Raw genomic sequence first — 19,938 nt, forward strand, 5'->3', positions numbered from 1 at the left:
CCAGCCCCGCAAGGAGGTTATGGAATGTCAGCATTGTAGCTCGGGCCGGTGAAATTCTTGGTACGACAGAAACGGTAGTACAGTTCACCAATATTTCAGAATGAGGAAATTCCATGGCACAAAAAAACGAAGAGGACGACAAAGTCCGCCTCGATAAATGGTTGTGGGCTGCACGATTTTACAAAACCCGGGCCTTGGCCAAAGCAGCGATTGAAAGCGGCAAGGTGCATTGCCGGGGTGAGCGCTGCAAGCCCGGCAAGGAACCACGTATCGGCGATGAATTCGTGATTCGTACTGGTTTCGACGAGCGCACGGTGGTGGTCCAGGCGCTGTCGATCGTGCGCCGTGGCGCGCCGGAAGCACAGATGCTGTACGCCGAAACCGAAGCCAGCATCGCCAAGCGCGAAAACGCCGCCGCCGAGCGCAAAGCGGGCGCTCTGGGCGTGAGCACCGACGGCAAACCGAGCAAGAAACAGCGGCGGGATCTGTTCAAGTTTCGTGGCAGCAGCAACGAATGATTGACCGGGTCCGTCGATCACTCAAACAGGCAACGACTTGTAATTGTGCTTGCGCGTAGCCATATGGGGTAGTTCGCCTGCCCTGCACGAGCCATTGGCAGTGCCATTCGTCGTAAAGCGCACACAGTCGCCGGCCTGTAGGCCATAACCAGACAGCAAGACGCTATGGCCAAGGCGTAACCTCGAATTCTGTAATCACTTTTGTCACCACTTCAGATACCCAGACTTATGACCGACCTACCGGATAACGACTTCACCCAACGCTTCATCTTCGATGACAGCGACACCCGTGGCGAGCTGGTCTCCTTGGAGCTCAGCTACGCCGAAGTCCTGGCCAAACACGCCTACCCGCAGCCGGTCGCGCAACTGCTCGGCGAGCTGATGGCGGCTGCATCGTTGCTGGTCGGCACGTTGAAGTTCGATGGCTTGTTGATCCTGCAGGCCCGCTCCGAAGGCCCGATCCCGCTGCTGATGATCGAGTGCTCCAGCGAGCGCGATATCCGTGGCCTGGCCCGTTACGAAGCGGACCGCGTTGCCCCCGACGCTACCCTGGCCGATCTGATGCCGGATGGTTCGCTGACATTGACCGTCGACCCGAAACAGGGCCGACGCTATCAGGGCGTCGTCGATCTGGATGGCGAAACGTTGTCCGACTGCTTTACCAACTACTTCGTCATGTCGCAGCAGATTGGCACGCGTATCAAGCTCTGCGCCGATGGCCGTCGCGCCCGTGGCCTGTTGCTGCAGCAACTGCCCGCCGACCGCCTTAAAGACGAAGAGGAACGCGCTGCCAGCTGGCAGCACCTCACCGCATTGGCCACCACCCTGACCGCCGATGAGCTGCTGGGCCTGGACAACGAAACCGTGTTACATCGCCTCTACCACGAAGAGCAGGTGCGTCTGTTCGATGTGCAGAAGTTGCGCTTCCGCTGCAGCTGCTCGCGCGAACGTTCAGCCAATGCGCTGGTCAGTCTGGGTATGGAAGACGCGCAGCAATTGGTCGTCGAGCACGGTGGCAACATTGAAATCGATTGCCAGTTCTGTAACCAGCGCTACCTGTTCGATGCCGCCGACGTGACTCAATTATTCGCCGGTGCGGGCATCGAGACGCCGTCAGATACTCGTCACTAAAACGATTCAGCTCAGGTGAATTCACTGGCTGCCGCCGGATTAATGCCGTTACGACAGGAGGGGCCTACTCTTTTTGGGCTTTTCTGGCATAATCCGGCCCACTTTTTTCGCGGTAGTAGTGCACGACTTTCTACTACAAAAACGTTTGGAGCACTCGGCCACTGGCCGACGGGGAACCTCATGACGCAAGCCAATAACGCCGTGTACACCGATCTGAGTGTTGATGATCTGGTTAAAGAAGCCCTCAACCGTGGTGAAGGCGAGCTTGCCGATACCGGCGCACTGGTTGTTCGTACCGGTCACCGTACCGGCCGTTCGCCAGTCGATCGTTTCATCGTTGAAGAGCCAAGCACCCAGGCAGCCATCGCCTGGGGCCCGATCAACCGCAAGTTCCCGGCCGACAAGTTCGACGCCCTGTGGGCTCGCGTTGAGGCGTTCAACAACGCGCAAGAGCATTTCGTTTCCCACGTGCACGTAGGTGCGGCTTCCGAGCACTACCTGGCCGTGAAGATGACTACCCAGACCGCCTGGCAGAACCTGTTCGGCCGTTGCCTGTTCATCAACCCGGCCCAGTACAACCCGGCGGGTCGTGACGAGTGGCAGGTGCTCAACGTTGCCAACTTCGAATGCGTGCCAGAGCGTGACGGCACCAACTCCGACGGCTGCGTGATCCTCAACTTCGCACAGAAGAAAGTGCTGATCGCCGGCATGCGTTACGCCGGTGAAATGAAGAAAGCCATGTTCTCGGTGCAGAACTTCCTGCTGCCGGCTGCCGACGTACTGCCAATGCACTGCGCCGCCAACATCGGCGAAGAGGGCGACGTGACCCTGTTCTTCGGTCTGTCCGGCACTGGTAAAACCACCCTGTCGGCCGACGAAAGCCGTTACCTGATCGGTGACGACGAGCACGGTTGGGGCGAAGGCGTGGTGTTCAACATCGAAGGCGGTTGCTATGCCAAGTGCATCGACCTGTCCGAGAAGAACGAGCCGGTTATCTGGAAAGCCATCAAGCACGGCGCAGTCCTGGAAAACGTCGTCATCGATGACGCCAAGCACGCCGACTACGCCGATGTCAGCCTGACCCAGAACAGCCGTGCCGCCTACCCGCTGGAGCACGTTGCCAAGCGTTCCGAGAAGAACCTCGGTGGTGAGCCGAACGCTGTGATCTTCCTGACTTGCGACCTGACCGGCGTGCTGCCGCCAGTGTCGATCCTCAACGAAGAACAAGCCGCTTACCACTTCCTGTCCGGTTATACCGCGCTGGTCGGTTCGACCGAAATGGGTTCGGGCAGCGGCATCAAGTCGACTTTCTCCACCTGCTTCGGCGCACCGTTCTTCCCGCGTCCGGCCGGCGAATACGCTGAGCTGCTGATCAAGCGCATTCGCGGCTTCGGCTCCAAGGTCTACCTGGTCAACACCGGCTGGACCGGCGGTGGCTACGGCGTCGGCAAGCGCTTCAACATCCCGACCACCCGCGCCGTGATCGCAGCGATCCAGAGCGGCGCGCTGATCGGTACCGAGACCGAGCACCTGGACACCATCAACCTCGACGTGCCAGTGGCCGTACCGGGCGTTGAGACTGGCCTGCTGAACCCGCGCAACACTTGGGCCGACGTAGCCGCCTACGACGAAGCCGCCAAAGCACTGGCCGGCCTGTTCATCGAGAACTTCAAGAAGTTCGAAGTGAGCGACGCGATCAAGGCTGCTGGTCCAAAGCTGTAAGCGTTGGTTTGATGCAATGAAAAAGCCGCCCTTCGGGGCGGCTTTTTCGTGCGCGTCGTTACAGGCCTTCCAACTCCTGCGTGTCCCAGCGCTGAGCCTGAACGGCCCGGTAGAGCATGCCGATGGTCAATGGCACCTTCTCGCCGCGACCCTTGGCTTTTCGCTTTAGATTCACGTCAAAGCCGTCGGGCTGGAAATAGCGATAGCTGTCGAAATCCACGAAATCGATGGCAAAGTGGTTTTCCAGGGTTTCGATCAGGTGTTGAGCATCGGCACCGTTGCAGCCCAGGTCGAAATTGATCGAGGTGCCGAGGCTGATGGCTTTGCGTTCGGGGAAGCCGAGTTCTTCATGCAGCAGTTGCATGAGTTGCTGCATCAAGTGGTCGTCAGGGAGGTTGGGGGCGAGGTTCATTGCGTAGGCTCCGCTAATCGAAATGCAGGCGCCATATTATCCTGCTCACGTTTCGATAGCCCCAAAGCCCCCGCTAGTGTTGGCCATTGGCTGACAACTTCCTTGAAGCTGTCGATGATGTTTTCTGCATCCGCACGACCGACCCGAAAATACTCTGCCACTTCCCGGGCCAGCTCCAGATCCAGTGCGTTATCGGTATCGGTGATGTTGAGCTTCAAGCCGTCGGCGTGGGCCACCGGGTTCATGTCATAGGCGGCAGACAATCGCCATCCACGATCCGGATCAAGGATAAAACCATGGTTGCGCAGGTGGTCGTCGGTGTTGGAGACCAGGATGTTGAAAACAATCCGAGACCACAACTCTCGAAGGTCAGCGTTGGTTTGCGAGCCATGTTCCATGAGCACTTCGGCTAACTCAAGGTAGCTTGCGCCGACGGAGGCATCGTCACCGTCAACGCGATCAGTCATGGTCATGCCTGAGGCAAAATGCAGTCGGCCACCCCGTTCAGTACGATCGAATCGCTTGACCATGAAGCAGTGATGATCACTGGCATAGCGTCGGGCGATACCGGTCGCGACTCGCAGGCCACAATGACTGGCCAAGGCATTCACCACCAGTTCCCAAGCGCCAATGTCATAGTCGTCGCGGGTGCTGGGGAACTTGGCTATCCACAAGTGACCGTGCTCGTCTGCAACGCTGGCCTTGGGGCGGGCGCCACCCAGTGAGCCTCCAGGTGCGATCAGCATTCTCAGCCACTCGCGGCCATCGAGTGAGGTGTTGTCCGGATCGTTTTCCAGAGCTCGGCTTGCTTGTTCCAACGCCCGCAACTCAATGAAGGGTGGGGCGGCCACGCCATCGCGATCATCGAGAAAGTTGCCTTGGTCATTGAGCTTGTAGCGGATCGCGCCAACCCGATAGAGATCATGTACGCCTAACAGGAAATCCGACTCGTGGAGCTTGCTGCCTTTGGCAGCCAAGCCTTCGCGGATGTCGCGCTCCAGTCGCCGCTTCATCAACAGTTGACCCCACCGATCAGGGCTTGAATCAGCGAACACGCCAAATCGGCTTTGATGTTGCCCCGGGAACTGACGACCCTCATAGAGCCCGATTCGAGGGTCCAGGGGTGTGAAGTTCAACTCGGGGTCAGCTAACGCAGCGGCGTCGTATTCAAACTCGAAGACGTCCGTGGAGCGGGTCTTTCGGGCATGCAAGAAACCGAGACGTCTGGGCCCATTCAAGGATTCCCAATCGGCATACACCGCAATCTGCGTCATTTTTCACCTGTCCCTGGCTTGGCTTTTTTCTTGGTCAACAGACTGGAAAGTGAGTGGGTGTTGAAGGGGAAATCAGCGGATAGCTCTTCTGTGTGGGTGGTACTTTCAATCACTCCAGTATCTTTTTCAGGTATTGGGGAGGCTTTTTTTACTGCGCTTATTCGGCGTACTCGTGGGTTCGAGTCTTTGACTGAGGTTGCCTTGGGTTTGAGTTGTGCGTCCTGCAGTTGCCGCCCCACCTCATCGGTTGCCGCGAGTTTGTTCAAGTCTTTTTCCAGACCCAGGACTTGCATGACAGACAGGTAGGCGCCGATGGTCACCCCTGAGCCACCTGATTCCAGAGAGCGCAAGGTTGTCAGTGACATGCCCGACCTCTCAGCGACTTGTTTAGCTGTGAGTTTGCGGCGTAGGCGAGCGAGTTTCAGTCGCTCGCCGAACTCGGAAAGTAGTCTGGAAGCGGCGGGCAAGAGTGGAGCTGTCTTCTTGGCCATATGCCAATATTCCTTCATTAAGGCGCTATAACTGCCAGAATAATAGCACTTAATGGAAAAAATGAGCGGCGATTGGGGCATTGAAAAAGACACCATTCTCGTGACGCTGATTTCCTTTAGGAAGACCTGCTAGCTGCCATTATTCCAGCTGCTTTATATTTAAACGGCCAGAATAATTCCACTTTGGTGTGCTGTCCCGTCCTGAAACAGGTGTAAACCTGTTTCAGGACGGGACAATGAGCCACAAAAAAGCCCCGAACCAACCGGGGCTTCTTCATTCTCAGCCTTGCATCAGGCCTCGACACCGCAACCGATCATCAAAAGATATCGATCGGGTAATCCACGAACACACGCACTTCGTTGCCGCTGACGTTGTACTCGCTCGACTTCTGCGACACGCGCAGGACCGAGCTGCGCAGTTTCACGCTGAGGTCTTTGGCCGGTCCGCTTTGGACGACGTATTTGATCTGGTTGAAGATCTCGCGCTCGGTGCCGCCTTCGCTGGTGGACGTGGTGATGTTGTCGCCGCGCACGTAGGCCACGTTGTAGCTCAGGCCCGGTACACCGAAGGTGCTGAAGTCCAGGCCGTAGCCCACCTGCCAGCTGCGTTCGTCTTCGGCGTTGAAGTCGGACCAGTAGGAGTTAGCCAGGAAGATGGTGTTGCCACCGTCGCCGACGCGACCCTGGTCTTTCTGGTAGCCGCCGTAGGCGTAGCCCAGGTTGCTGTCGCCGGTGCTGCGCTGATGCGCGAGGGTGAACGAGTGCGGGCCGGTGATGAAGGTGGCCGCCAGGCTCCAGATTTTGTTGTCGTCGCCGGTGATACCATTTTCGCGAACGTAGGAATCTTCCAGCTTGGTGCGGTAGCCGTTGAAGTCCAGGGTCAGGGACTGATCCTTGTCGATCGGGAACACGTAGTTGGCGTTCACGTATTGTTTTTTCAGCACGTCTTCGACGTCGGAAGCATATAGCGCGGCCTTGAATTGCTCGGTGAACTGGTAACTACCGCCCAATACGTTGATCGACTTCAAGCCACCGCTGTCACGGCCTTCAGCGCTTTTACGCGATTCGGCGGTGAAGCGCCCGGCGTCCAGTTGCAGGCCTTTGATCTCTTTGGAGGTGATCAAGGTGCCGGTGTAGCTTTCCGGCAGCAGGCGCGAGTTGTCGTAGCTCAGCACCGGCAGGGTCGGCATCTGGTCGCCGTAGGTCAGGGTGGTGCCGGACAGGCGGAACTTGATCGCTGCGCCGCCCTTGGACAGGTCGTCAGCCGGCTGGCCGCTGTCGCCCTTTTTGAAGAAGTCGATGCCTTGCGCGCCGCTACGGTCTTCGCTGCGTTCCAGGTTCAGTGCGTACAGCCCGAAAGCGTCCACACCCACACCCACGGTGCCTTGGGTGAAGCCGGACGAGAACGTGCCGATGACCGCCTGGCCCCACTCGGATTTATCCGGGTTGCCGTCTTTGAAGTCACGGTTCATGTAAGCATTGCGCAGCAGCACTTTGAGGCTGCTGTCTTCAACAAAACCCTTGGATTCGGCCTGGTCGTTCGCCATGGCTTGTGTAGCACTCAACATCCCCAGAGCGATCAGGCTGATTCGCTTGTTCAACATTTTGTTTTTTTCCTTAATACGGTTGATACGCGCTGTGTCGAACGGCCGAAACGGCGCTATCGCGCTCTTATTTCAATGCGAAAACAAAAAGGCCCACCCACGATTTCTCGCGGCGGGCCTTTTATTGTTTTTGAGTCGTGGCGGTCGGCCACAGGCGTTGGGTCGAATCGTAGCTGCGCCCTCAACGATGTGTCAATTTCATGAATCGTCTTTAAATAGGCAAAAAACGTCTAAAAAATTGCTTTACGCGGCAGGAATATTCAATCAGCGCAGCCTTCGAGACCACAGACTGCTACGGAATTGGATGAGTCCTGATCGGGCAGCGACTGACTCAGCCACTGCGCAAATGCCTGGGGTTTGCCCAGCCATGGCCCGATATCGATCAGGGTGAATTGGTCATTGTGCTCAAGCGCCAGGGTCGGAAAGCCTTGCCCGCCGACCTTGGCCAACAAAGCCCGGCTCTTCCTGATATGTCCATCGGTGTCGGCCGCCCTGAAGGCGCTTTCGAAGGCCTGACGGTCCAGCCCCATGCCATGGGCCAGTTCAAACAGTACCGATTCGTCGGCGATGCGACGCCCCTCCGCGTAGTGAGCACTTTGCAAACGCCCCAACAACTCCAGCCCGCGTCCGGTCATTTGCTCGGCCGCCAGCACCGCAGCGATGGGTGGCGCCGAGTCGAACACGGCGCTGTGATCACGCAGCAAACCTTCGAAATAGGCTTCACCGAACGGCTGCCCGCTGTATTCGGCAATGCGCCGGTCGTGGGGCATCACGTAATTGCGCAGTTGTGGCGAAACCTTTTGCCGATTGGCCCCCGTCATCATGCCGCCGCCGTGGGCAATCACGGGCAGCACAGCCTGGGCGGCCTGCACCAGCGGTTTGGCGCCGTAGCACCAACCGCACAAGGGGTCGTAGATGTAGTGGAGGATCATGGCAAGGCTCCGGCAAAAAATCGATGCCGGCAGATTAGTCCTGAGTTCATGTCTGAAAAACACTGGAACGGCTTTCAGTCTGTTTCAGGAATCGGTCGAATGCTCCCGCAGGAACGAGCCGGGCGCCGCGTAGCCTGGGGGACCGTCACCTGAACACCACAAAACTTGCAGGAGCTGGCTTGCCAGCGAAGAGGTTTGCACATTCAACATTGATGGTGCATGACCGATGGCCTTCGCTGGCAAGCCAGCTCCTACAGTCGTTCATACAAAACACGCGCAAAAAAAAGCGCTGCCATCCCGGCAGCGCTTTTTTTTGTTCAATCCGTTGTTCTTCTTATCCTTCCATTACATCCCACAACGCATCCAGTTCCGCCTCGCTGAATAAACCAGCTGGGTAACGCTCGATCATTGTCCGGCGCGGATCAGTTTCGCTGATCTGACGCATTCCATTGGACTTGAACCAGTGCGCCAGGATCTGGAGCGATTCGCTATTTACTGCCAGGGGATGCAACGCCTTGTCGCTCACTATGTTCACTTCGGCGTTCATTTCAGCGCTCTCTCCCGGTTTGTGAGCGGCTAACTTATCCAAGGTTTATGACAGAACATCGAAGTCCTCCCCACCCCGAGTACAACAGCAGAGATACAAGAGCTGTGCCAAGGTCTCTGAAGTGTGGCCAAGCGGATACAAAAAAGCCCGCAGGCCTGTAGGGCCGCGGGCTCCGTGCAACATTGGTGGCTGATCGACAGCTTGAGGAATTTCGCAATCAACTCAAGCTGTTACGACCGCACTCACTCCTTGTGTGGTGCGGGTTGTTGCTGGGTAAGGCAGTGAATATTACCGCCACCCAGTAACAGTTCGCGACCAGGCACCATCACCACTTCATGCTGTGGGAACAGGTTCTGCAAGATCTCTTTCGCCGGGCCATCCTGCGGGTCGTCAAAGCTCGGCGCGATGATGCCGCCGTTGACGATCAGGAAGTTCACGTAGGAACCGGCCAGACGAACAGTCGGGTTACGCTCCTGCGTACCATTGACCGGATCGACACCGGCGCACTCTTGCTCGGTCGCAAACAGCGGACCCGGGATCGGCATTTTGTGCACCGTGAACGGGCGACCCTTGGCATCGGTGCTGCTTTGCAGCACGTTCATCGCCGCCTGGCAGCGCGGGTAGTTAGGGTCCTGTGGATCATCGGTCCAGGCCAACAGCACTTCACCCGGACGCACGTAGCAGCAGAAGTTATCCACATGGCCGTCGGTTTCGTCGTTGAACAAGCCATCCGGTAGCCAGATGATTTTATCCACAGCCAGGTTCGCACTCAGGACCGCTTCGATTTCAGCGCGATTCATGTGCGGGTTGCGATTGCGGTTGAGCAGGCATTCTTCGGTGGTGATCAGGGTGCCTTCGCCGTCGACGTGAATCGAGCCGCCTTCCAGCACGAAGCCTTCGGTGCGGTAGCGCGGGCTGCGCTCGATCTCGAGAATCTTGCCACCAACCTGCGAGTCGCGGTTCCACGGCGAATACAGGCCGCCGTCAAAGCCGCCCCAGGCGTTGAAGTCCCAGTTCACGCCACGGACTTCGCCACTGTCATTGATGACGAAGGTCGGACCGGAGTCGCGGACCCAGGCGTCGTCGCTGGACATTTCCACCACACGAATATTCGGCACGTCCAGACGGGCACGGGCGTTTTCGTACTGGCCGGCGGAAACCGCCACGGTCACCGGTTCGAAACGGGCGATGGCCTTGGCCACTGCCACATGCGCGGATTGTGCCGGTTTGCCACCCAGGCGCCAGTTGTCCGGGCGCTCGGGCCAGATCATCCAGGTCTGGGTTTGGGGTGCCCATTCGGCTGGCATGTAGAAGCCGTCGGCGCGAGGGGTGCTGTTCAACGTGGTCATGGCTCAGGACTCCGGAGTGGCATTGATGCCTGACAGAAATGGAAGCGCATTGGTACACGCCGTGGACTGGCCACTTTATATCCGATAAATATCGGCTTTTAAAGCGTCTTACATCCAGCGTTACAAAAACAATCGATAAAAAGCCGATATCAATCGAACTACCACAACGCGGCCCTGTAGGAGTGAGCCTGCTCGCGATGAGGCCATATCAGTCACCATTTTTTTGACTGGAAGACCGCTATCGCGAGCAGGCTCGCTCCCACAAAGGGCGTGTTTACAGCCCTTCTGCGAGCACCTTCGACAGCATGTCCACGAAGAAATCCACGCTCTGGCGCGAAGTGACCATCGGCGGCTTGATCTTGAGAATGTTCAGGTAATCACCGGTCGGCTGCATGAAAATCCCCAGCTCACGCAAGCGATCGCACAGTGCAGTGGTTTCTTCGGTGGCCGGCTCCAGGGTTTCGCGGTTGCGGATCAGTTCGACGCCCAGGTAGAAACCGGAACCATGCACCGCGCCCACTAACGGATGAATATCGATCAACGCTTCGAGGCGCCTCTTGAAGTGCCCGCCAACGACCTGGGCGTTCTCCCAGAGTTTTTCTTCTTCCATCACATCCAGCACGGCCATGCCGACCTGACAACTGACCGGGCTGCCGCCGGCGGACGAGAAGAAGTAACCCTCGGCCTCCAGCGCCTCGGCGATTTCCCGGCGGGTGATGACCGCGCCCAGTGGCTGTCCATTGCCCATGCCCTTGGCCATGGTGATGATGTCCGGCACCACACCCTGCTCTTCGAAGCCCCAGAAGAACTCGCCCATGCGCCCGTAGCCGACCTGTACTTCGTCGGCGATGCACACGCCGCCCTGGGCGCGCACCATTGCATAAACCTGTTTCAGGTAGCCCGGTGGCAGCGAGATACCGCCGGCATTGCCATACACTGGCTCGCAAATGAAACCGGCCAGTTGGCGATTCTGCTCGGCGATTTTCGCCAGGTTGTGTTCGACGCTGCGCACATAATCCGGCGCGCTGTCGGGGCCACGGAATTCACCGCGATAGGTGTTTGGCGCGGTCACCGGGTGCACCCAGTCCGGGCGACTGCTCAAGGCCTTGGGGTTGTCGGCGATCGAGGTCGACACCGAGTCGGCCCCGACCGTCCAGCCGTGATAGGCCTCCAGCACGCTGAGCATGTCGCGGCCGCCGCTGTAGGCCCACGCCAGGCGAATCGCCAGGTCGTTGGCCTCGCTGCCGCTGTTGACCAGGAACACGCGGTCCATACCGTCAGGGGACAGCTTCAGCAAACGTTCGGAGAACTCGGCCACGGCCGCGTAGTTGAAGCGCGAGTTGGTGTTGAGCAACGACCACTGGCGGCTGGCGACGGCGGCCATGCGTGGATGGCCGTGGCCCAGCACCGCCACGTTGTTGAGCATGTCGAGGTAAGAACGACCCTGCATGTCAATCAGATGGTTGCGCCAGCCGCGCTCGATGCGCGGCGGGTCGACGTAATAATGTTTTTGCGTACGGGCGAAACTGGCGTCGCGCCGGGCCAGCAAGGTCGGTCCGTCGAGCTCGGCTTCGGCGTCACAGGCCAGCCCCAGCAACGCTGCCGGCGATGGACACAACGCTTGCCACGCCGCTTCGCGCGAAGGTGCACAGAACAACGGCGCATTGATCGACGCGCCACGGCAAAGTTGTACGATCAATGGCCCGTTGACCGAGCCCAGTACCTGGCCTTTGACCAGTGCCGCGCCGCTATGCAGCGACGGCGTGACGCCCCAAAGCCGCACACTCAATTGCGGGCCGTCCAGTTGCAGCACACCCGCCGACGGGTGATGCACCACCCCGGCAAACGGTGCTTCGACCGCTGTGCCCTGGAGCACGCGCAATTCGACGTGCAACGGGCAAGTGTCAGGTTCAGTGGCGCTGTCCGGGCGGGTGTGGGACAGGCGGTATTGTCCGTAGCGACTGGCCGCCAGGCCATGTGCCGCAGCGGCTTCATCCAGCAGGCGCTGATCGACGCCTTCCTGCTCCCAGTTCCCGGCCTCGAAATGCGGACTGAGCACGCCCAGGTCGATCAGCGCGAACTCACGCCCCACCAGGCTCGGCAACAGCGGCGCGAAGCCTTCGCTGCCGATGCTGGGCAGGTTCTGGCCGACGGCCGTGAGGATTGCCGCTTCCATCAACGCCAACGGCACTGACGTGGCCACACGGAAGATCTCCCATTCATGGACCAGGTTGTCGCGGCTGTAGGCATTGCCCGGATCGATGCTGACCTGCTGTTCGCCGCTGAGCACCAACACCGCCGCGCGGGCGACGATCAGCGGCCACAGCGCCAGCAGTTCTTCGTGTTGCAATGGATTGACCGCGTGATAGGCCTGTACCGCCGGCAAAATACAGAACGGATCGCCCTCGCCATGATGCAGCAGCGCGGCGCAGGTCACCGACAGATCGGTAATGCGCCAGGTGCGCACCAGGTCACCGAAATCGATCACGCCTTGCAGCTGCCAATGGCGCTGCGCATCGCGCTGCCACACCACGTTGTCATCGGTGATGTCCATGTGAATGGCCTGCACCGGCAGTCTGTCTTGCAGTGGCTGCAAATGACGTTCGGCTTGCGCGGACGCTTCGACGATCAGTTTGCGTTGGGCCTCATCCTTGATCACCGGCAGCAAATGCGCGATCAGGGCGTGAGCATGGCGGGCGTCCCATTGCAGGGTTCGCACCAGACCCGGATGGTCGAAATCCGCCAGGGCCAGGTCCATTTCACCGCACAGACGACCGAAGCCAGACACCACCGTCGGATTGAAATGACCGAGGCTCGTCAGTGGCTGGCCTTCGATGTAGTCGAGCAGGCGAACGTGCACGGCCTGGCCACCCACGTCCAGCGACAGCAGGTCTGCACCGTTTTTCGCCGGGATAACACGCGGCACATGCACGTCGGGGTACTCGCCCAAGTGCCTGAGCCCGGCATGTTGTGCCTGAAGCTCCAGTACCGAGTAGTCGCCACGGCAGATTTTCAGGACGAAACGTCCCCGCTCGCTGTCGACGCGGTAGTTCAGGTCTTGCTGGCTGCCAAGGGCCTGCAACCTGCCGCTGAACCCGTAATGTTCTTCCAGCACCTCTAGCGCTTGCTCCGCAGACACCTGCGGGCTGGGCAAACTGGCGCGATGAATCAACGTGGCGAGCGGCATACAACGACCCCTGAAATTTTATTAGGCGCCTATATCGCCACTGGTTCGGGCGATACGCAACCCCCTGGAACCGGTAATGGTCATTTGCAGGGGCTGGAACAGGCCGGTAGATTTTTACTTGAGCACTCGCCCCGGTCGGCGCTTTGCGCAAGAATGGCGGCCATTCAACGCACACTGCTGGAGAGCCACCATGAATGTAGTGACCACCGACCTGCCCGGTGTTCTGATCCTTGAACCCAAGGTCTTTGGCGACGAACGTGGTTTCTTCTATGAGAGTTTCAACGCCCGGGCCTTCAAAGAGGCCACCGGACTGGACACTGAATTCGTTCAAGACAATCACTCCCGTTCGCAGAAGGGCGTGCTGCGCGGTCTGCACTACCAACTGGAAAATACCCAGGGAAAACTGGTTCGCGTCACGGTCGGTGAAGTGCTGGACGTGGCCGTAGACATCCGTCGCAGCTCACCGCACTTCGGTAAGTGGGTTGCTGTGCGCCTGTCTGCCGACAATCATCGTCAGCTCTGGGTCCCGGAAGGTTTCGCCCACGGGTTCGTCGTATTGAGCGAGTTTGCCGAGTTCCTTTACAAAACCACCGACTACTACACGCCCTCCGCCGAGCGCAGCATTCGCTGGAACGACCCGGACCTGGCCATCGACTGGCAACTGCAGGGCACGCCGCAGCTGTCGGCGAAAGATCAGGCCGGCGTATTTTTCAAGGACGCCGACGTTTTTGCCTGAAAGGCCGGCTGAAGCTCGCCTATCAAGATGCACCTGACCCAAGGCGGGCAAGCCTAGGCATAATGCGCCTGTACCCACAGGCGCATGCTGCTCATGAAACCGACTCTCCCTCCCAGACCCCGTTGGCGCAGCCTGGCCCTGCTGGCACTGTGCCTGGCGCCGTTGCTGTGGCCGCTGCAGCATCTCGCCGAGCGTTACTACCGCAGCGAGCTGGCCAGTCAGAATCGTCAGACCCTCGACCTCTACGTCGCCAACCTGCTGGGTACCCTGCATCGCTATGAAGTGCTGCCGCAGATCCTCGGCGACCTGCCGGCCTTGCGTGCCGTTCTTGGCGCACCGGACGATGGCGTCACCCAAGGCAACGCCAACCGCCTGCTGAAAAACATCGCCACCCAGACCGGCGCCGAAGTCATGTACCTGATGGACGCCAACGGCAAGACCCTGGCCGCCTCCAACTGGGACAAGCACGACAGTTTCGTCGGGCGCAATTTTTCCTTCCGTCCGTATTTCAGCGAAGCCATGGCCGGGCGGCTCGGGCGCTTTTTCGGCCTGGGCACCACCTCCGCCAAGCGCGGCTACTTCTTCGCCGCCGGCGTGCGTGATGGCGAAAAAATCGTCGGCGTGCTGGTGGTCAAGGTCGACCTCGACCACACCGAAAGCCTCTGGGGAAAAACCCCGGAACAACTGCTGCTGACCGACCGCAACGGCGTGGTCATTCTCACCTCGCGACCGGAGTGGCGATTCCGCTCGACCCGCCCGTTGAACGAGGAAGAAGGCAAAGCCATCACCGCGATTCAACCCTATCCAACCCGCGAGCCAAAACCGCTGAAACTCAATCCCAATGCCTGGCTGACCCAGACCCAGCAGATCGCCGAAACCGGCTGGGACGTCAGCATCCTGGCCCCGCGCACCTTGATCGACCGCCCGGTGCGCACGGTGGTGGCCATCGGTGGTGCAACGTTGCTGGTGTTGATGTTGCTGCTCGGCCTGATGATGCAGCGCCGCCGCCATTACCTCGAACGCATTGCTTTCGAAGCCAAGGCCCGGCGCGAGCTGGAAGGTCGGGTCGCCGAGCGCACCAGCGATCTCGAAGGCCTGAACCGGCGCCTGAAACAGGAAGTGCTGGAGCGCGAACAGGCTCAGCAGGAGCTGGTACGCGCCCAGGATGATCTGGTGCAGGCCGGCAAATTGTCGGCACTGGGCACCATGTCGGCGAGCATCAGCCACGAACTCAATCAGCCGCTGGCAGCGATTCGCAGCTACGCGGAAAACGCCGAAGTGCTGCTCGATCACCAGCGCACCGACGATGCCCGCGGCAACCTCAAGCTGATCAGCGAATTGACCGGTCGCATGGCCTCGATCATCGCCCACTTGCGCGCCTTTGCCCGACGCGACCGGCATGCCCCGGAAAGCGTCGCCCTGCAACCGGCGCTGGACGATGCCCTGGCCTTGTTGGCCAAGCGTCGACGCAGCATGGAAGTCGAGCTGATCCGTGACTTGCCCGCCGCCACCCTGTGGGTCGAGGCCGGGGAAACCCGCCTGCGCCAGGTGCTTGGCAATCTGCTGGCCAACGCCCTGGATGCCCTGACGGAAAAAGGTCCGCCACGTAAACTCTGGCTAAGTGCCCAATCCACGGCCGATGGCGTCAACCTGTACATTCGCGACAACGGCCCCGGCTTTTGCATGGAAGCCCTTGGGCGCGCCAGCGAGCCGTTCTACACCACCAAGACCCGAACCCAGGGCCTCGGTCTGGGGCTGGCGATTTGCGAAACCCTGATGCGCGCCTTCGGCGGTGAACTGTCGTTCGCCAATCACAAGGAGGGCGGCGCCCTGATTACCCTGAAGCTGCGCGCAGGCGCACCGGGCGTGAGCCTGCAACCGTCCGAGGACCGAAGTGCATGACCATCGACAACCGCATTCAGGTCGTGTTGATCGACGACGATCCCCACTTGCGCCAGGCCCTGAGCCAGACGCTGGATCTGGCGGGCCTGAAAATCCTGCCGCTGGCCGAAGCCAAGGGCCTGGCCGCGCAACTGGAGCGCGACTGGCCGGGTGTGGTGGTCAGTGATATCCGTATGCCCGGCATGGACGGTCTCGAACTGCTGACCGAACTGCACGCCCAGGACCCTGAGCTACCGGTGCTGTTGATCACCGGCCACGGCGATGTGCCGCTGGCCGTGCAGGCCATGCGTGCCGGGGCGTATGACTTTCTGGAAAAGCCCTTCGCCAGCGACGCCCTGCTCGACAGTGTGCGCCGAGCGCTGGCCCTGCGTCGGCTGGTGCTGGACAACCGCAGCCTGCGGTTGGCCTTGAGCGACCGCAATGAGCTGAGCGCCCGCCTGGTTGGCCACTCACCTTCGATGCTGCGCCTGCGCGAGCAGATCGGTGCCCTGGCGGCGACCAAGGCCGATGTACTGATCCTCGGCGAAACCGGCGCTGGCAAAGAAGTCGTGGCCCGGGCGCTGCACGATTTATCAAGCCGTCGCAACGGTCCGTTCGTGGCGATCAACGCCGGTGCCCTGGCCGAATCAGTGGTCGAAAGCGAGCTGTTCGGCCACGAGCCCGGCGCCTTCACTGGCGCGCAAAAGCGTCGCATCGGCAAGTTCGAATTCGCCAATGGCGGCACGCTGTTCCTCGATGAAATCGAAAGCATGAGCCTGGACGTACAGGTCAAATTGCTGCGCTTGCTGCAAGAACGGGTAGTCGAACGCCTGGGCGGCAATCAACTGATCCCGCTGGACATCCGCATCATCGCCGCCACCAAGGAAGACCTGCGCCAGGCGGCAGATCAAGGACGTTTCCGTGCCGACTTGTATTACCGCCTGAATGTCGCGCCATTGCGGATTCCACCATTGCGCGAACGGGGCGAAGATGCGCTGATGCTGTTCCAGCATTTCGCCGATGAAGCCAGTGCCCGCCACGGCTTGCCGCCCCATGAGCTGCAACCGGGACAACGTGCCTTGCTGCTGCGCCACACCTGGCCAGGCAACGTGCGCGAGCTGCAAAATGCGGCCGAGCGTTTTGCCCTCGGGCTGGAACTGGCCCTCGACAACAACACGCCGCAAGGCGGTGCTGGCAACAGGGTCGAAGTCGTCAGCGGCGGTTTGAGCGAGCAAGTGGAGAACTTCGAAAAAACCCTCATCGCCGCCGAACTGGCACGCTCGCACAGCTCCGTGCGCAGCGTCGCCGAAGCCCTCGGCATTCCGCGCAAGACCCTGCACGACAAACTGCGTAAACATGGTCTGAGTTTTGCCGACAGTGGCGCCTCGGCCCATCCTGACGACCTCGACTGAGCTACCGTCCAATCATCCACTTCAAGCAAGAGGCCCCTGAATGAGCCGCGACAGTCGACAACTGGAATCAGTCCTCCATCACGACATTCCCCTCACCCGGGACATGGGCCTCAAAGTGCTCGACTGGCATGACCAGCAACTGCGCCTGCACTTGCCGCTGGAAGCCAACGTCAATCACAAGAGCACCATGTTCGGCGGCAGCCTGTATTGCGGCGCGGTGCTGGCCGGTTGGGGCTGGCTGCATTTGCGCCTCAAGGAAGAAGGCATTACCGACGGGCACATCGTGATTCAGGAAGGGCAGATCAGCTATCCGCTGCCAGTGACGGGCGATGCCAACGCCATTTGCCAGGCGCCGGATCCGGTGATCTGGAAGAAATTCCTGACCACCTTCCAACGATACAGCCGAGCGCGATTGACGCTGCATACGCGGGTCGTCAATGAAGGCCGTGATGAGGATGCGGTGAGGTTTATCGGGCAGTACGTGCTGCACCGCTGAGTCGGATCAGGCACAAAAATCTGTGGTGAGGGGGCTTGCCCCCTCACCACAAAGTCGGAGGCAGCCTCAGGAGCGGGCCAGTTCCAGCAGCTTCTCCCGCCAGGCCGCTTTCGCCGGCAACGCCAGAAAGAATGGGTTCAACAGCGACTCCCGCGCCGGATAGCTGAACGGCTCACCGCTCAACTCCAGCACCTCACCACCCGCGCCTTCCAGCACGCCTTGCGCTGCCGCCGTGTCCCACTGCGAAGTCGGTGCCAGACGCGGATAGCAATCCGCCGCCCCTTCGGCCAGCAGGCAAAACTTCAGCGAGCTGCCGATATTGGCCAGTTGCAGCTCGCCAAGACTGGCGCTCAACCCGGCCAGCAAACGCTCCTGCTCCGGGCTCGAATGTCGACGGCTGGCCACCACGGTGAACGACTCGCCTGGCGCTAATGCATCACGCACCTTGATCGCCACCGGCGTGCCACCTTTATCGCCGCGCCAGGCACCTAGGCCGGCGCCACCGACATAAAAACGCCCGTTGGTCGGCATCGACACCACGCCGAACACCACCCGACCGTTTTCGATCAGGGCGATGTTGACGGTGAACTCTTCGCTGCCGCTGATGAACTCCTTGGTGCCATCCAGCGGATCAACCAGCCACCAGCGCTGCCATCCGGCCCGCACGCTTTGAGGGATGTTGGCGTCCTCTTCGGAGAGCACCGCAATGCTCGGGTCCAGTTTCGTCAGCCCGGCCAGAATCAGATGGTGTGCGGCCAGGTCAGCAGCGGTCACCGGCGAATCATCAGCCTTCGCCGTGACGGCCGTGCCCGTGCGCCAGAACGGCAGGATCGCCTCACCGGCCTGCAAGGCCAACTCGATGACCGGTGCCATCAACGGATGCGGGAAGTTCATGGCTGGAACGCTCCGCGCTGAGTCAACAGGTCTCGGGCCAGGTACAGCGCCGCCAAGGCTCGGCCTTCAGTAAATTGCGGGTTTTGCGCCAGCGCCGAGAGTTCACGCAGATTGATCTTGTCCACCCGCATCGGCTCGGGCTCGTCGCCTTCCAGACGCTCTTCGTAGAGGTCGGTGGCCAGCACCACCTGAATCTTCTGGCTCATGTAACCCGGGGACAGCGACAGCTCGGTCAGGTGCTCCAGTTGCCGCGCACCGAAACCGGCCTCTTCCTTGAGCTCACGCTCGGCCGCCGCCAGCACGTCTTCACCCGGCTCGATCAAACCCTTGGGCAACGACATTTCATATTCATCGGTACCGCCGCAATACTCCTCGACCAGTACCGCATGCTCGGCATCGAGCATCGCCACGATCATCACCGCGCCGTACCCGGCACCCTTGCCGACCAGGCGTTCATAGGTGCGTTCCACGCCGTTGGAAAAGCGCAACTTCAGCTCTTCCACGCAGAATAATCGACTGGTGGCGACAATTTCGCGGGCGAGTATGGTGGGTTTCTGGCGCATGCAAAGCTCCTTGGCGTGAACGCGCTACTATAACGCGGCTTTCCCGATTGTTTACGCCAGAAATCTTTCTACTGCCCGAGACGTTGCCATGCCTTCATTACCCTGGTCCGACATCGATACCGTTCTGCTGGACATGGACGGCACGCTGCTGGACCTGCATTTCGACAACCACTTCTGGATGGAGCACCTGCCCCAGCGTTACGCCGAACTGCACGGGGTCAGCCGGGCCATGGCCGAGATGGAATTGCAGCCGTTGTTCGAGCGCAATGCCGGCCAGTTGCAGTGGTACTGCCTGGATTTCTGGAGCGCCGAACTGAAGCTGTCGGTGCGCGACCTGAAACTGGAAACCGCGCACCTGATCGCCCTGCGCCCGGATGCCGACACCTTTCTGGCGGCGATCAAACGGGCCGGCAAGCGCGTGGTGCTGATCACCAATGCCCATCGGGATGCGCTGTCGTTGAAGCTGGAAAAAGTCGAGCTGGCGCCGTACTTCGAGCGCTTGATCAGCTCCCATGACTACGGCTTCCCCAAGGAAAACCCGCAGTTCTGGGATGCGTTGCAAGCCGACATCGATTTCGATCCGGCGCGCAGCCTGTTCATCGACGACACCTTGCCAATCCTGCGCAGTGCACGGGACTTTGGCGTGGCGCATTTGCTGGCCGTGCGTGAGCCGGACAGCCGCAAGGGGCCGAAGGATACGGCGGAGTTTGCGGCGGTGGGGGATTATCGGGATTTGATTGCGGGGCTTTGATTGACCTACGGGCCTCGCATTACTCGGGAATCCGGCCC

At 60.1% G+C, this 19,938-nt stretch carries 18 protein-coding genes; 8 read left to right on the top strand and 10 right to left on the bottom strand.

All coding sequences use genetic code 11. The annotated features are described in order from the left end of the window. The first annotated feature begins 113 nt into the window (after positions 1 to 113). The 3 genes from C8K63_RS07380 to C8K63_RS07390 all read left to right on the top strand — a co-directional run bounded on the left by C8K63_RS07380 (position 114) and on the right by C8K63_RS07390 (position 3,371). Complete coding sequence (locus C8K63_RS07380) at positions 114 to 518, top strand: RNA-binding S4 domain-containing protein (protein ID WP_108216131.1); 405 nt, start codon at positions 114 to 116, stop codon at positions 516 to 518. A 228-nt stretch (positions 519 to 746) separates the two neighbouring features. Next, on the top strand, positions 747 to 1,649 hold the full coding sequence (hslO, locus tag C8K63_RS07385) for an Hsp33 family molecular chaperone HslO (protein WP_108216132.1): 903 nt from the start codon (positions 747 to 749) through the stop codon (positions 1,647 to 1,649). 180 nt (positions 1,650 to 1,829) lie between these two features. Continuing rightward, positions 1,830 to 3,371, top strand: coding sequence for a phosphoenolpyruvate carboxykinase (locus C8K63_RS07390; RefSeq protein ID WP_108216133.1), 1,542 nt, complete (start codon positions 1,830 to 1,832; stop codon positions 3,369 to 3,371). Between the two features lie 58 nt (positions 3,372 to 3,429). Here C8K63_RS07390 and C8K63_RS07395 read toward each other — a convergent pair whose 3' ends face one another. The 8 genes from C8K63_RS07395 to C8K63_RS07430 all read right to left on the bottom strand — a co-directional run bounded on the left by C8K63_RS07395 (position 3,430) and on the right by C8K63_RS07430 (position 13,167). Beyond that, positions 3,430 to 3,783, bottom strand: a complete 354-nt coding sequence (locus C8K63_RS07395) for a DUF1493 family protein (RefSeq protein ID WP_108216134.1) — start codon at positions 3,781 to 3,783, stop codon at positions 3,430 to 3,432. Beyond that, positions 3,780 to 5,057: a type II toxin-antitoxin system HipA family toxin gene (locus tag C8K63_RS07400; protein WP_108216135.1), complete on the bottom strand. Its 1,278-nt coding sequence runs from the start codon at positions 5,055 to 5,057 to the stop codon at positions 3,780 to 3,782. Before C8K63_RS07400 ends, C8K63_RS07395 begins: the two co-directional genes overlap by 4 nt. Beyond that, the gene (locus C8K63_RS07405; protein WP_108216136.1) at positions 5,054 to 5,548 is read right to left on the bottom strand and encodes a helix-turn-helix domain-containing protein; all 495 of its coding nucleotides are present in this window, start codon (positions 5,546 to 5,548) and stop codon (positions 5,054 to 5,056) included. Before C8K63_RS07405 ends, C8K63_RS07400 begins: the two co-directional genes overlap by 4 nt. A 317-nt stretch (positions 5,549 to 5,865) precedes the next feature. After that, a complete protein-coding gene (locus C8K63_RS07410; RefSeq protein ID WP_108216137.1) occupies positions 5,866 to 7,152 on the bottom strand; it encodes an OprD family porin in 1,287 nt (428 codons plus the stop codon). Positions 7,153 to 7,412: 260 nt separating this feature from the next. Further along, on the bottom strand, positions 7,413 to 8,084 hold the full coding sequence (locus C8K63_RS07415; protein WP_108216138.1) for a DsbA family protein: 672 nt from the start codon (positions 8,082 to 8,084) through the stop codon (positions 7,413 to 7,415). A gap of 334 nt (positions 8,085 to 8,418) precedes the next feature. Next, on the bottom strand, positions 8,419 to 8,631 hold the full coding sequence (locus C8K63_RS07420; RefSeq protein ID WP_108216139.1) for a hypothetical protein: 213 nt from the start codon (positions 8,629 to 8,631) through the stop codon (positions 8,419 to 8,421). 242 nt (positions 8,632 to 8,873) lie between these two features. Continuing rightward, on the bottom strand, positions 8,874 to 9,980 hold the full coding sequence (gene aguA / locus C8K63_RS07425; protein ID WP_108216140.1) for an agmatine deiminase: 1,107 nt from the start codon (positions 9,978 to 9,980) through the stop codon (positions 8,874 to 8,876). A gap of 274 nt (positions 9,981 to 10,254) precedes the next feature. Further along, positions 10,255 to 13,167 carry an aminotransferase gene (locus C8K63_RS07430; protein ID WP_108216141.1) on the bottom strand — a complete coding sequence of 971 codons (2,913 nt, stop codon included), beginning with the start codon at positions 13,165 to 13,167 and terminating at the stop codon, positions 10,255 to 10,257. A gap of 190 nt (positions 13,168 to 13,357) precedes the next feature. Here C8K63_RS07430 and rfbC point away from each other — a divergent pair, with 190 nt between their 5' ends. From rfbC to C8K63_RS07450, 4 genes are all read left to right on the top strand, one after another. Continuing rightward, positions 13,358 to 13,903, top strand: a complete 546-nt coding sequence (gene rfbC, locus C8K63_RS07435) for a dTDP-4-dehydrorhamnose 3,5-epimerase (RefSeq protein ID WP_108216142.1) — start codon at positions 13,358 to 13,360, stop codon at positions 13,901 to 13,903. Positions 13,904 to 13,996: 93 nt separating this feature from the next. Then, positions 13,997 to 15,805: an ATP-binding protein gene (locus tag C8K63_RS07440; protein ID WP_108216481.1), complete on the top strand. Its 1,809-nt coding sequence runs from the start codon at positions 13,997 to 13,999 to the stop codon at positions 15,803 to 15,805. Further along, complete coding sequence (locus C8K63_RS07445; protein ID WP_108216143.1) at positions 15,802 to 17,196, top strand: sigma-54 dependent transcriptional regulator; 1,395 nt, start codon at positions 15,802 to 15,804, stop codon at positions 17,194 to 17,196. Before C8K63_RS07440 ends, C8K63_RS07445 begins: the two co-directional genes overlap by 4 nt. A 40-nt stretch (positions 17,197 to 17,236) precedes the next feature. Beyond that, on the top strand, positions 17,237 to 17,692 hold the full coding sequence (locus tag C8K63_RS07450; protein ID WP_108216144.1) for a YiiD C-terminal domain-containing protein: 456 nt from the start codon (positions 17,237 to 17,239) through the stop codon (positions 17,690 to 17,692). A gap of 66 nt (positions 17,693 to 17,758) precedes the next feature. Here C8K63_RS07450 and cysQ read toward each other — a convergent pair whose 3' ends face one another. Beyond that, complete coding sequence (cysQ, locus tag C8K63_RS07455; protein ID WP_108216145.1) at positions 17,759 to 18,586, bottom strand: 3'(2'),5'-bisphosphate nucleotidase CysQ; 828 nt, start codon at positions 18,584 to 18,586, stop codon at positions 17,759 to 17,761. Then, positions 18,583 to 19,149: an ADP compounds hydrolase NudE gene (nudE, locus tag C8K63_RS07460; RefSeq protein WP_108216146.1), complete on the bottom strand. Its 567-nt coding sequence runs from the start codon at positions 19,147 to 19,149 to the stop codon at positions 18,583 to 18,585. The genes cysQ and nudE overlap by 4 nt, the downstream gene beginning before the upstream one ends. An 88-nt stretch (positions 19,150 to 19,237) precedes the next feature. Here nudE and yrfG point away from each other — a divergent pair, with 88 nt between their 5' ends. Further along, on the top strand, positions 19,238 to 19,900 hold the full coding sequence (gene yrfG, locus C8K63_RS07465; protein WP_108216147.1) for a GMP/IMP nucleotidase: 663 nt from the start codon (positions 19,238 to 19,240) through the stop codon (positions 19,898 to 19,900). Positions 19,901 to 19,938: the final 38 nt, after the last annotated feature.

It is taken from the genome of Pseudomonas sp. GV085 (assembly GCF_003050925.1).
Classification (GTDB): Bacteria; Pseudomonadota; Gammaproteobacteria; order Pseudomonadales; family Pseudomonadaceae; genus Aquipseudomonas.